General features: G+C 71.8%; 1 pseudogene. It reads right to left on the reverse strand.

Going from position 1 to position 611, the window contains the following annotated elements:
- A pseudogene (locus KBY47_RS36230) lies at positions 1-598 on the reverse strand (hypothetical protein); the annotation flags it as partial.
- Between the last annotated feature and the right edge of the window lie 13 nt (positions 599-611).

Raw genomic sequence — 611 nt, forward strand, 5'->3', positions numbered from 1 at the left:
GTGGGAGGGTGCGGGAGGAGAGGGTGGGGGTGACGCTGATGTAGCCGGTGGGTGGGGTGGGCTGGAGGTCGACGGGGGTGGGGGCGGTGTCGGCGGTCTGTTGGTGGTTGTCGGCGGAGCTGGTGGTGCCCAGGGCGACGAGGGTGCCGATGACGAGTACGGCGACGGTGACGCCGACGCTTCCCAGGACGAGGGGGCGTTGGAGGAGGCCGGGTGGCTGGTACTCGTCGTCGGACTGGGGTACGGCCTTGCGGCGGGGGACCTCGACGGCGGGTGCGGCGGGTGCGGCGGGTGCGGCGGGCGTGCCCGGCTCGCTGGGAGCGTCGTCTTCGTCGTCGTCTTCGTCGTCGTCTTCGTCGTCGCGGTGTTGTTCCAGCAGGGTGCTGGAGCCGTCCGGGTCGACGCGGATGAGGGCGGTGTAGCCCGCGTCGGGGTCGGTGATGGAGGCGGTGACGGGGGCGTCGCGGCTGCGGGCGTAGCCGTGCAGGGTGTCCAGGATGGCCACGTCGACCGGTTCACCGGGTACCACCGGTACCGGTACGCCCTCGATCTCGGCGGACCCGTCACCGGAGATGATCACGGGCAGGGGTTCCGTCATGTCCGTCCCTTCC

The sequence above is a fragment of the Streptomyces sp. B93 genome (assembly GCF_018070565.1).
GTDB lineage: Bacteria > Actinomycetota > Actinomycetes > Streptomycetales > Streptomycetaceae > Streptomyces.